Origin of the sequence: Maribellus luteus (assembly GCF_003576475.1) — a bacterium.
In the GTDB taxonomy this organism is placed as follows: domain Bacteria; phylum Bacteroidota; class Bacteroidia; order Bacteroidales; family Prolixibacteraceae; genus Draconibacterium; species Draconibacterium luteum.
Genome location: NZ_QWGR01000012.1, coordinates 137,297 through 150,253, shown reverse-complemented (window position 1 = coordinate 150,253; position 12,957 = coordinate 137,297). Strand labels below are relative to the sequence as shown.

At 42.0% G+C, this 12,957-nt stretch carries 7 protein-coding genes; 6 read left to right on the top strand and 1 reads right to left on the bottom strand.

The genetic code is table 11. The features are described 5' to 3' along the window. Nucleotides 1-125 precede the first annotated feature (125 nt). Nucleotides 126-2,156, bottom strand: a complete 2,031-nt coding sequence (locus D1614_RS17840) for a DUF3858 domain-containing protein (RefSeq protein ID WP_162304548.1) — start codon at nt 2,154-2,156, stop codon at nt 126-128. Between the two features lie 324 nt (nt 2,157-2,480). On the opposite strand from D1614_RS17840, the gene D1614_RS17835 reads away from it, so the two are divergent. From D1614_RS17835 to D1614_RS17810, 6 genes are all read left to right on the top strand, one after another. Then, nucleotides 2,481-3,101 carry an RNA polymerase sigma factor gene (locus D1614_RS17835; protein WP_119439328.1) on the top strand — a complete coding sequence of 207 codons (621 nt, stop codon included), beginning with the start codon at nt 2,481-2,483 and terminating at the stop codon, nt 3,099-3,101. A gap of 52 nt (nt 3,102-3,153) precedes the next feature. Continuing rightward, the gene (locus tag D1614_RS17830) at nt 3,154-4,338 is read left to right on the top strand and encodes a FecR family protein (protein ID WP_162304547.1); all 1,185 of its coding nucleotides are present in this window, start codon (nt 3,154-3,156) and stop codon (nt 4,336-4,338) included. Nucleotides 4,339-4,481: 143 nt separating this feature from the next. Beyond that, nucleotides 4,482-7,868, top strand: a complete 3,387-nt coding sequence (locus D1614_RS17825) for a SusC/RagA family TonB-linked outer membrane protein (RefSeq protein WP_119439342.1) — start codon at nt 4,482-4,484, stop codon at nt 7,866-7,868. A 19-nt stretch (nt 7,869-7,887) separates the two neighbouring features. Further along, nucleotides 7,888-9,852, top strand: a complete 1,965-nt coding sequence (locus D1614_RS17820; protein ID WP_119439326.1) for a RagB/SusD family nutrient uptake outer membrane protein — start codon at nt 7,888-7,890, stop codon at nt 9,850-9,852. Nucleotides 9,853-9,881: 29 nt separating this feature from the next. Beyond that, complete coding sequence (locus D1614_RS17815; RefSeq protein WP_119439325.1) at nt 9,882-11,159, top strand: DUF4959 domain-containing protein; 1,278 nt, start codon at nt 9,882-9,884, stop codon at nt 11,157-11,159. A 22-nt stretch (nt 11,160-11,181) separates the two neighbouring features. After that, nucleotides 11,182-12,822, top strand: a complete 1,641-nt coding sequence (locus D1614_RS17810) for a DUF4998 domain-containing protein (protein ID WP_206610065.1) — start codon at nt 11,182-11,184, stop codon at nt 12,820-12,822. Nucleotides 12,823-12,957: the final 135 nt, after the last annotated feature.

Sequence of the window (12,957 nt, the reverse complement as noted above, 5' to 3'; positions counted from 1 at the left end):
AAAAACGCGAGAAACAGCTTATTCCCCTTCGTAGTTTTAACAGGTACTTAAAAATTAGAGGGTTGTGCAACAGCTACCAGTATTAACTTCCGGGACAGCTCCCGGCGAAATAAATTATTTCAGAATCATATCTTCTTTAAAACGATTTGCTGGTTTTGCTTCTCAATAATCATATTGAACAACTCTTTCAGATTCACGTAGTCTTCTGCGAGCATTACCGGCTTATTGATTGTTAAAGAAGTGGTTATATGAATTTGTTTTTCTCCTATTTTATTAGCCGAGAACATAAAAACGGCCTTACTATCAGGCAACCCGGCTTTGGTAGCTTCAGGAAGTTCATCCACCACATATCCTTCGGGGACGTTGAGTACGATCATTTCATTTTCTTTAAAAGTAAAGCCAAAGTCAACCGGGTACTTTCGTTCCTTTAATTTAAAAGGATTCTCGTCCATTGTATTGAAGATAATGGGAGAAACATATATTTTGTCTCCGGCAAAAATGCTTTTATTGCCCACCGAAAGCTCCATTTTTTCTACCACCCTGGGCTCCAAACAATTCAACCCGTTTATCTCGTGCAGAGCAATATCCCAGTCCTGGTTGTCTTTTGCAAAATCTTCGGTGAATTTCTCGACACTGCTAAACTGATCAACTTTATTGCGGAAAGCCTGTGCCGAATATCCATTACGTGCCACTCCCACGCTGCCCGATAACTTCCCGTCGGGCTCTACATTGAGCGTTGCAATATAATTGGCGGTCGAATTACCGATTTCCATTAACTCCACCCATTCAGGGTTGGTATTTCCAACAATCAGTCCCTTACCGTTCAAACATTCGAAAGGGAGCTCGTTAATTCCATTGTATTTGTTGGCAGCATCTAACAGTACCTTGTTCCCGTCAACATCGCATATCAAAGCAACATAATCAAAACCGGTTACGGTGGGGAAAATAAAGGCACCGTTCTCGCGCGTACTTAAAACAACAGGTTTTACATCGAAGCCGGCCGACCTTAAATAACCTGCCAGCAAAAAATTAATGTCCGCCACATTCCCGTTTTTATCTTTCAGGACACTTCGAAGCCCCTTGGAGTAAATTCTTCGCAAATCGTTAAACTTATAATTGGCACGAACATGCGAAAGCAGTATTTCCACTTTTTCCCGGTTGCTGCCTGCACGTGCAATCAATGCATCGGTTTCTTCCTGAAGAAATTTCACCGGGCCAAAAACAATCTTCCCAAAATCTTCATCATCGCTTAGTTCTTTGTTGATGGATTCCCACGACTCGGCATAAGAGTATAATTTATCTCCCGGAAACTGGACGTATTGCAACTCGAACTGAACCTGTTGAATGTAATTATCGACCGTTGATGTAAATGCCTCTTCTTTAAAATCGGGTACATTCTCGGCAATAAAATGATACCTGGCTGAATTGAATGTTACAAGATCTGAGCTGAATTCTGTTTTGACCCCACTAAAAGAGCCGTTACTCACTCTTGACTTCGACATTAAAGTAACTTTGTCGGATACGGTAGTCTCCTCGGCAAGCGTAAAACTTTCAAAACCCAATGCAAATTTACGAAACCTGAAATATTCCGGAATTTGCACTTCGTATTCGCTAAACACGGTTGGAATAGAATGCTGGAACCTCCAGGGGCGCATATTCCGAAAAAAAGCTTTACAATCGATCGTATAAACCACATCGATAACCGAACCGGCTTTCACATTGGGCAACGAGAAACTTTGAAGCTGGTAATACTTGTTTACCTCCTCCAGATGGACATCTTTTTTGTCCAGTTCGGTCTTTACCACTTTCCCATCTTCCAGATTAAAAGTAACGGCCTTTAATCCATTAACTTCCTCGCTATTATTTTTATTAGAACTCAGCCCAATTTGAAAATCGGCGTAACTCACTCCTTCTTGCTTCAGTATTTTTATTCGCTGATGTTTGGTAAAAAGCAGCTTCCATCCGTTCGATTGATCATACTTTATTTCACTCTTCCCCTGTTCAAATAAGATAACAGCCACTGCCGAAGTATCTGGTTCGTACACCTGCATTTTGAGGTCACTCTCATCAATCTTTCCAAACTTGATTTTGCTTTTTTGTCCCACAGAAGTGATGTAGAATACACACAAAAGAGCTAGCATTAGTAGAGTTTTCATAAGTCTCTGGTTACTTGGTTGAAAATTAGTTTTTAAACAGTTGAAATTAAACAAAAAAAACATTTGGGAAAGACTCTCTTTTAAAAAGCCAACAATTTAGACCAGTTCTATTTTTCACCACGCTGTTTTAGTTTAATCGTCAAAATTTATCGGTTTGATTTTAAGTAAAAAGTAAAACCGGAGCAAAACTGTATTTCCTGTTAATCCCAAAATTAAATTGAAATGCCCTCCATGACTTTGTTGAAAAAAATCTTTTTATATCATTGCGTTGTTTATTATTTTAGAAAAAAGGTGAACTTTACCAAGCCTTCCAACTTGTGACGAATGGGACAGTACAGTGACGAGTATGTAAATTACTTATGGGAATCATTTCTGAGTGGAAACGATAAAAGCTTTTCCTCTCTTTATGAGCTGCATATAAATCAATTGATTTCTTATGGGTATAAGCTTTGTGCCAATCGCGAAATAGTCCACGACAGTTTGCAGGAGATTTTTATCGATCTGTTTATGAAACGAAAGAAACTGAATGTCGATATCAAAAATCTGAAAGCTTATCTCTTTATCTCCTTAAGAAACAACCTGCTTAAAAAGATCAAAAGCAGTAAAAAAATTGAGTTACTCGATATCAAAGAAGGCAAATTTGACTTTGATTTCACCATTGAGTACAGTTACCAGGACAAGCTTATTGAAGAAGAAACAACCCGGGAAATAAGCCAAACCCTCAAAGCGGCCGTATCAAAACTGCCCCCCAAACAAAAGGAAATCATTTACCTCAAATTCGAAGAGGAAATGAGTTATCCGGAAATAGCTGATATTATGATGATTTCGGTTGAATCTGCCCGAAAACTTTTATACAGGGCCTTGTTATCATTGCGCAGTGAAATTCACACAGACAGCTTCGCCCCCATCTTTTTTCTTCTTTTTTCAAAAATTTTATCGGATTAATGTCCATGTTTTAATTCACAAGAGCCCTTACTAATGTAAGTCTCTTATGCTAATGGATAAATTTTTGAAATATTACGAAGATCCGGACTTTGTGCGATGGGTGCTCAATCCCACCAAAGATCTGGAGGAGTACTGGGATGATTACATGAAAAAGCATGAATCCGAAAAAGAACAAATCCGGATCGCACGCATGATCGTCTCACATCTTCAGTCTGCCCCTACCCCCAATGTATCTAATGTATCAAAAGAAGTCTTTTCTTCCATTATAACGGAACTCGACAACAAGGGAAGAAAATCAAGAAAGAAAATCATCTTGTTTTCGTACTTCCGGTATGCGGCAGTCGGAATTCTCTTCTTTGTAATGGGTGTCGCAATCAATCAATATTTAAATAATAATCGGGATAGCGAAGTTTTTGAGAATATCCAGGTTAACAACTCCCCTGGCTATTCAACGCTGATCCTTTCTGATGGAAGTAATGTTCAGATACCGGAAAAAAAATCGGAGATCGAATACAAACCTGACGGACAAATTGTTATCAATAAAAAAGATACGGTTTCAACTCCCAGGATAAGAAACAATGAAAATATTAACGAGCTTTTTGTTCCGTATGGCAAGAATGCATCGATAAAACTGCCCGACGGGACAATCGCCCATCTGAATGCAGGATCGCGTTTGGCATATCCTTCCAGTTTTGACGGAGGGAAAAGGGTTGTTTCCTTAATGGGGGAAGGCTATTTTGAAGTAGTGCACGATGTAAACAAACCTTTTATTGTAAAAACGGAAGAACTGAATATTGAAGTACTGGGAACCAAGTTTGACTTATCAGCTTATCCGGCAGATAAAATAGTAGAAACCATTTTGGTAGAGGGAAAAGTAAAAATAAGCAAACCCGGTTTTCACCTGGGAAGCAAGGAATACATTTTGGAACCAAACCAACGTGCAGCCTTCGACATCGAAACAAAGAAAACCAGTATTTCAAAGGTTGATGTAGAAAACTACATTTCCTGGCATCAGGGCTATCTGATTTTCGAAACCCAGGAGCTAAACAGAGTCATCAAAAAGCTGGAACGGTACTACAACATACAGATTGGCTTGGCCGACCCAACCATGGGAATGCTGAGGATTACCGGAAAGCTGGAACTACGAGGCGATAAAGAAACAGTATTAAACATTTTTGCCAAAGCCGCAGCATTGGATTTGGTCAATACAAATGAATCGGAATATATGTTGAGATAAAAAAGAAAAAGCCAGGTCGTGAGCCACCACTTCCCAGCTTTAAATAGTGTAAATAATAAATAATTTAACCTAGCAAATTTATGAGAAAATTACGAAAGAAATACCTTTTCAAGAGAAAAGGTAATGTTCTCAATTTCAAAAAAATGAAACTAACACTTATCTTTACCTTCTTAGTCTGTACCCTAGGATGGGCTAATTCCTATTCTCAAAATGCAAAATTGAGTTTTAACCTGAAAAATGCGACTGTTCAGGAGTTAATCAATCAGATTGAAGATCAGACTGATTATTATTTTCTGTACCGTGACGAGATTTTTATTCAGGGACAGCGAATTACGATCCAGGCCAAAAATCAATCTCTGGATGTTGTTTTAAAGGAATTCTGTGATCAGGCTTCCGTTTCAGCCGAGATTGAAGAGAACCAGATTATCCTTAAAAAGAGACTGAACACATTGCAGCCGGTAAAACAGGATCCCCAAAAACAAATTACGGGGGTTGTAAGCGGCGTTGACGGACAACCGATTCCCGGTGTATCAATTATCGTTGTGGGAACAACCAGGGGGACGGTTACCAACGTTAACGGAGAGTACAACATTGATGTTGCCCGAGGCGATACCCTTCAGTTCTCGTTTGTGGGAAAAAATCGTGAACTAAAAGTGATCGGTGCACAAAACATTCTGAACGTTACCATGTACGACGACGACACACAACTCGAGGAAGTACAGGTAGTTGCTTTCGGTAAGCAACGCAAGGAAAGCGTAATTTCGTCGATCGAAACCGTACGTCCTGCAGAATTAAAGCAACCGGCATCGAACCTTACTTCTGCCCTGGCAGGTAAAATTCCGGGGATTATTTCGTACCAAACATCCGGGGAACCGGGGGCTGACAACGCTCAGTTTTTTGTTCGTGGGGTAACCACCTTTGGTTATAAAACCAATCCCTTGATTCTGATCGACGGATTTGAAGCCTCTTCGGATGACCTGGCCCGCCTGGAACCGGATAACATTGAAAGTTTTTCAATCTTAAAAGATGCTTCGGCTACCGTACTTTATGGTGCAAGGGGTGCCAACGGTATTATCATTGTTGAAACCAAATCGGGACGCGAAGGCCCTGCCAAAATCAACATCAGACTTGAGTCGCACCTGGCAACTCCAACCATGATGAATGACTTGCTCGATGGAGTGGACTATATGAAGCTGTACAACGAAGCCCGGGTTTCTCGGAACCCGATACTCGGTACCTACTACAGTGAGCAAAAAATTCAGTCAACCGCTGACGGACTAAACCCAATGATCTATCCGAATATAGACTGGTACGACGAACTTTTTGAAAAATCAACCATTAACAAAAAAGCCAATTTCAATGTTTCCGGCGGAGGTAAGGTGGCAACCTACTATGTAGCAGGATCAATTGAAAATGAAACCGGTTTGTTAAAAGTTGACTCGAAAAACAATTTTAACAACAACATCGACATCAACCGTGTACAATTGCGGAACAATGTTATAATCAGAATCACTCCAACCACCAAACTCGACACCCGTTTGCAGGGAAGGTTTGAAAGATACAATGGACCGAACGCTTCAGCCAGTTCCATCTTTCGCATGGTAATGAATTCTAACCCGGTTGACTTCCCGGCGGTTTACGAACCCGACGAGGCACATAAGTATGCCGATCATATCCTGTTTGGAAATACATTCGTATCAGGTAGTTTGAAACAGAACCCTTATGCAGAAATGGTTCGCGGGTACGAAGACAGAAACGAGAGTTCGATTACTGCGATGGCCACGCTTTCGCAAGACCTGGACTTTATCACCGAAAACCTGAAGTTTCAAGCGAAAGCTTCGGTAAACACCTGGAGCAAATATTCCAGTAAGCGTACTTACAGTCCTTTCTATTACGACCTGGAAAGCTACAATCAAATTACCGGCGAATACAAATTATTCGAACTAAACTCGCAAAGCGGACAAGGTTATCTGGGAGACGTTAACCCGGGACGTGATGCCAGTGCACACTATTACTACGAAGCACGTTTGAACTGGGATAAAAAATTCGGAAACCACAGCCTGGGTTTAATGACTGTTGGCATGTTTGAAGAATACCTTTTGACTGGCGGAAACAGTAATTCTATTTACGAAACGCTACCCGAAAGAAACATGGGTAATTCAGGACGTTTGACCTATGATTACGATGGTCGCTATTTCCTTGAATTTGCATACGGTTACAACGGTTCAGAGAAATTCAGTGGTTCAAAAAGATTTGGTTTCTTCCCATCGGTTGGTGGTGGTTGGTTAATTTCCAACGAGCGATTCTGGGAACCGATGAAGAAAATAATCAACACCATTAAACTGAAAGCTACCTGGGGTAAAGTGGGTAACGATGCCATTGCTCAGCGCAAAGACCGTTTCTTTTACCTTTCGGATATATCCAAAGGAGACAACGGTTATCGTTGGGGAAATACTTTCATGAATTCTTACGGCGGCTACCAAATTAACCGTTATGCCAACCAGGAAATTACCTGGGAGGTTTCCACAAAAATGAACCTGGGACTTGAACTTACTTTCCTGGATGATGCCTTGAAAGTACAGGGAGATTTCTTCAAAGACATCAGGGACAATATTTACATGCAACGCCAAAACTTCCCGTCTACAGCGGGTTTGGAAGCAGCAATCAGCGGAAACGTAGGAAAAGTAAAATCGTGGGGTTACGAAGCTTCGGTTGACTATCAGTACATTTCGACCAACGACTGGTGGCTGACCGGACGCGCCAACCTGACCTATGCCACCAACGAATACGTTGAACTGGACGAAAAAGAATATGCCGATGAATACCTGAAACGTAAAGGTCATTCCATTAACCAGTGGTGGGGATTAATTGCCGAACGCTTATTTGTTGACGAAGCTGAAATTGCCAACTCGCCCAAACAGGATTTTGGAACTTACCAGGCCGGTGACATCAAATACAAGGATGTGAACGGTGACGGTATTGTTAACTCAAACGACCGTGTTCCTTTAGGCTTACCAACCGTACCCGAAATTCAATACGGTTTTGGATTATCCGGCGGGCACAAAAACTTTGATTTATCTTTCTTCTTCCAAGGGAATTCAAGAGTATCATTTTTTATCGATGCCAGCGATGCCAGTGATAATGCCGCCAATAGGCATGGTATTGCCCCGTTTGCGTCAAGAAGAAATGCACTTGCCATTATTGCCGAAGACCACTGGTCTGAAACCAATCCGGATGTTCATGCTTTCTGGCCTCGCTTGTCGGTTGAACCACTTGCCAACAACACGCAAACATCCACCTGGTGGTTAAGAAACGGTGCTTTCCTGCGTTTAAAAACGGTGGAAATGGGTTATAACATTTCTTCCAAGAAATTTGAAAAGTTAGGACTTAAAAATGCCCGAATCTATTGTAGTGGAGTAAACCTGTTTATAATCAGTCCATTCAAATTATGGGATCCGGAAATGGGCCGTAATGGATTGGGATATCCACCCAACCGAAGGTTTAACTTAGGGGTTCAATTAGCATTTTAATTATAAAAAAAAAATTGATATGAAAATATTGACAAGAATATTAGTAATCATATACATTCTTTCAGTAATACCTTCGTGTACCGAGTATTTGGATGTAGTTCCGGATAATACCATCACGCTGGAGGACTTGTTCAAAAAGAAAGAAGAGGCATGGGACGCTTTGGCAAAAGTGTACAACTACATGCCCTCAGATGATGAAACACACAACACCTCCTGGACGCTTGGAGACGAGTGGCTGGGACGACTGGATCTTAACGATAATACCGGTCATTTAAGAGGAATAAGGATTATGAGAGGATTGCAATCAGCCAACTCTCCATTGTTGGGCAACTGGTCCGGTACGGGTGGCGGACGTCCTTTGTACGAAGGAATCCGACAGGCAAATGTATTCCTTGCACACATCGACAACGTGCCTGATATGACTGACCTGGAAAGAGCAGACTGGAAAGCCCAGGTGAAGTTTTTGAAAGCCTACTATAACTTTCTGCTGGTTCAGCGCTACGGCCCGATTGTTATTGCCGATGAGCTTATTACAGCCGATGCCTCGCCTGAACAACTGTTTTTGAAACGTTCGAAAGTGGATGAGTGTTTTGATTACATTATTACCCTTATGGACGAAGCGATTCCGGATTTGAAAGAAAAAGCTCCTGCCACTCTGTTAGGCCAGGTTGACCAACTGGTAGCCAAAGCCATTAAAGCACGTGTGATGTTGTTTCGTGCCAGTCCATTCTTCAACGGCAACATGGAGTACTTTGGTGACTTTGTAGATGCCGACGGCCAGGCATTTTTCCCATTGCAGTACGACAAGGAAAAATGGAAAGACGCCATCGACGCCATCGAAGATGCAATAAGCACCTGCGAATCCGCAGGGATAGCTCTTTACTCCTACGAAAAAGAGCCCTATCTTTTTGACCGTGAAGACTTTGCCGAAAACCAGGAGAAGATGAAAAAGCTCTATGATTTGAGAATGGTGATTACCGACCCCTGGAACAAGGAACTTATCTGGGGATATTCAAATATTGATATTTACAACCAGGGAGAACTGGCTCACTCTACCAACATGCGTCTACCCGAAGGATATGGCGATGGAACTACCAATACAGCAGGATTTTCATGGCAATGGATGGGTGCCACATACCGGATGGCAGAACGCTATTATACAAAAAATGGAGTACCGATTGAGCAGGATGTGACTTTTGAAAATGACAAAAAGTTCGAAATTGTACAAACTCCCGGTGTAGACGACGAAGAATATGCCGAATTAAAAGGGATTATGCAGCCGGGTGCCGAAACAATCAAACTTTATTTGAACCGCGAACCTCGCTTTTATGCCAACCTGGGTATAACCGGAGGCTACTGGCGTACGCACGGAGTTCGTATCAACACCATGATGTATGCCGGTGAAGATGGCGGTTATAACTCTTCGCAACATACAACCGACTTTTACGAAACGGGTATTGCCATTAAGAAATTTGTTCATCCCGAGTCGAAATCGGGTGCCTGGCAGCGTACCATCAAATACCCCTACCCGATCATTCGTTTGGCCGACCTGTATCTGATGAAAGCAGAAGCATTGAACGAGTATTACGATGCTCCGACACAGGAGGTATACGATGCCATTAACCTGGTTCGCGAACGTGCAGGAATTCCCAACATTGAAGATGTTTGGGCTGATCCAAGTATCGTAAGAACAGCCAACAAGCATAAAAACAAAGAAGGCATGCGCGATATTATACTGGAAGAAAGAGGTGTTGAGTTTGCTTTTGAAGGAAGTCATTTCTGGGATATGATCAGACACCGCAGGGCAATAAACGAATTCTCTTCTCCAGTATGGGGATGGACTCACACTGGCGAAACCGGAGCCGACTTTTTTATCCTTCAGGCGAAACAGTCGCGTCAGTTTACCATCAACAACTGTTTGTGGCCTATCGACTTAAATGAATTGAATACGAATTCCATGCTGATCCAGAATCCTGGATGGTAGTATGTAAAACCCTTTAAAGAAAGGAATTTATGAAAACAAGAATATTTAATATCTTATTTTTAATTGCTTTGGTTGGCATTGTTTTCTCCTGTAACGAGGAAGAAACCCGCATTAGTGGATCTGACGATTCAATCCCGCCCAACCAGCCTACGGATATCACTTATAATCCTCTGTACGGAGGTGCCCGTTTCTATTACGAAATACCAAGTGACGAGGATTTGTTAAGTGTTGATGCCGTTTATACCAATAAACACGGAAAGACCTTCTCTTTCTCGTCGAGCTATTTTAAAGATTCTCTGGATGTTTATGGATTTGGAGATACAATTGAATACCAGGTTGACCTGTATGCCGTTGACCGCGCAGGTAACAAATCAGCTCCGGTAAAAGTAACGGTAAAACCTTTGCAGCCTGCCATTACCCGGGTAGCCGAATCAATGGAAGTAAAACCAGGTTTTAGTTCATTTTTTATCGATTGGAAAAACGATCTGGAACAAAGTATCAACGTATATGTAGATTTTACCTTTAGCAAAGACGGAGCAGATCATTCGTTCACCTCCGTATTCTCGTCCAACCTGCAAGAGGAAAGACGCTTTGTGGAAGATCTTGATTTGGGACCTGATAATCCTATTTCTGTAAAGCTGCGTGTTGAAGATATTTACGGGAATATTACCGAGTCAATCGACAAAGGAACCCTGACTTTATACGAAGACATGGAAATTCCGAAGGAAAAATGGGTACTGCCTGCTGCAAATGACTCCATCGGAGGAGTTCCTCAATGTTTTGGCGACGGCCTGGAAGGACGTCTGCGTTATGTGATCGACGGAATTATTGACCGTGGAGATAACCTCAACTTTATGCACACCCAAGCAAGGGGACGTACCGGTAATAAAGATGATGGGAATATGCCCTGGAATTTTATCATTGACCTGGGTGATTACTACGAATTAAGCCGGATTGTTACCGTTCAAAGACACTCGGGTGGGTTGAACAATGTTAACAGAGGTCAGTACTACAAGTCGGAGAACGTTGGTATTTACGAAATGTACTACTGGGACGAGGATTCGTCAAAATGGAGCATTATTTCGGAGCACCAGATTCCGGTTCCGGTTGGTTTAAGCGAGTTAGAGTTTGTAAAAAAAGGAGAAGCCGGCGATATGGCCTATATGTATCCCGATGATCCGCAGTACACCAAGCCTACCCGCTGGTTTAGGTACAGGGCTATGAAAGGGTTTACAGCCAATTACACCCGCGAAGATGCGAATTGCTTATCGGAACTAACACTTTACGGGCGAAAAGCTGGTCAATAAAAAACAGATTAAAGTTTATCATATGAAATACATAGCATTATTAATAATTATAGCTGCTTCTCTTTACGGATGCAGTGATATGTATGAATTGCAGGAGAAGTACGAAGGAGAAATAGTATACCCGGCGCGTTTCGACACGATTGTTGGCCACATAGGTTTTGAGCGCGTTGAAATCGACTTGATGAAAGCCGGCCGCATCCCTTCAGATCAAATTAAATTGGGCAAGGCTCAAAAAACCATTGTCGAGTATGACGATCAGGTGCTTACCATCGACTCACTGGTATCTTATGTAAATATAACCGGACTAACACTTAGAAAGTTGTACCGTTTTAAAATTTACACCATCGATGAGCACAACAACCCGTCGGTTCCACAGGAAATTGCTCTTATTCCATTTACTGCCGACGATCTGGCCTCGCTGCAGGTTAGTACTCCCAGAATTTTGAAATCGCCAACAGCGGCCGTTATCGACTGGCCGAACGGATTATCCTCGGTTCTGCTCAACTACTACGGTTTATCGTTTGAATATGTTGACAAGGATGGCGTTACTCGCAAAGGTGCGCGCGGCGATAATTCCCGTTTCTTTGTTGGAAACGTTAGTGCCGGACAAGCTACCGAAATCAATATCGATTATAAAATCATACCGATTGTCAATAGTACACCCATTCTGGATACCGTTGTTTTAAACGACAAGTTGATGATTGATATGCCGACGGGTGCGACTGAATTTTCGGTGGCAGAAAGGGATATTTTACTCGCCAACGGAGTTGAAACCTTTACCTCCGACGCTGTTTCATCGGTTTCCAAGCTGGTTTACCCGGTTCATGCCAATACCTTGCAGGATATCTTCTATTTTCCGGGTTTGAAAGAACTGGATTTAACAGGAGGAGATCTGTTCCTGTTGCCTGAATTAACTTATGACCGCAATGGATATACTGACGTAGTTGGCGGAGGTAGTTTTTCTCCGTTTATGCGAAAAGTAGGCGACATGTCGGAAGCAAATGCGCAAACCCTGAAAGACCTGATGGAAGCAGGTATTCTGGAAAAGGTTTATTACATACCCAATTCAATGGGCCTCGATAATTTGCTCCAGCCCTTTGTTGAAAGCGGAATTGTAGAGTTGGTGGAAGGTCCATCATCTGTACTGATCGATAACCAATTCCTTTTAAACGGAAATGTTCAGTCGACCAACTTTAACATTGATGTGACGTATCCAGCCACCGATGCTCCGACAGGGGAAGGTTTGGAAAACGTTTACAAAGTGGTTTGTAAGGCCAAAAGTGCCTCCATGGTATTTGCTTTACCCAAGGAATATGAGTTCAATGTAACGGATTACAGGTATTTGAAATTTAGAGTTTATGCACCTGCTAAAAGTGTATTTACCGGCGACAATAAAGAGTTTCAACGTCTGTGGCCGCGTTTCATGAACAGGATGTGGTCTTTTGGCTCCAACTCAAGCTATGGACAGCAATACTGGGCGCTGGATAAATTTTACATTGATGATACTCAATTACAAAAATGGACTGACATTACGATAGACATGTCGCAGGCTTTGGATAAACACAACAGGGTAATCATCCTGAATATCGGAGGTGAACCCGGTGTTAACCCGTCGCCTGATGTGGTTTACTATTTTGCCAACATTCGTTTCGAAAAGGAATAAGCTTGAACGGATTTACCTCTTAAATTGAGGACCCAGACCAACTAATTCATACATTAAGGTTTTTCCTTCCCGGTTTTCCGGGAAGGAAATTTCTTTTTATAGGCTTTATACCCCACCGAACATGATACCTTCAAT

What these genes read in the sequence shown, in the direction of transcription:
- D1614_RS17840 (WP_162304548.1), bottom strand. Translation starts at nt 2,156, where the DNA reads ATGAAAACTCTACTAATGCTAGCTCTTTTGTGTGTATTCTACATCACT.
- D1614_RS17835 (WP_119439328.1), top strand. Translation starts at nt 2,481, where the DNA reads ATGGGACAGTACAGTGACGAGTATGTAAATTACTTATGGGAATCATTT.
- D1614_RS17830 (WP_162304547.1), top strand. Translation starts at nt 3,154, where the DNA reads ATGGATAAATTTTTGAAATATTACGAAGATCCGGACTTTGTGCGATGG.
- D1614_RS17825 (WP_119439342.1), top strand. Translation starts at nt 4,482, where the DNA reads ATGAAACTAACACTTATCTTTACCTTCTTAGTCTGTACCCTAGGATGG.
- D1614_RS17820 (WP_119439326.1), top strand. Translation starts at nt 7,888, where the DNA reads ATGAAAATATTGACAAGAATATTAGTAATCATATACATTCTTTCAGTA.
- D1614_RS17815 (WP_119439325.1), top strand. Translation starts at nt 9,882, where the DNA reads ATGAAAACAAGAATATTTAATATCTTATTTTTAATTGCTTTGGTTGGC.
- D1614_RS17810 (WP_206610065.1), top strand. Translation starts at nt 11,182, where the DNA reads ATGAAATACATAGCATTATTAATAATTATAGCTGCTTCTCTTTACGGA.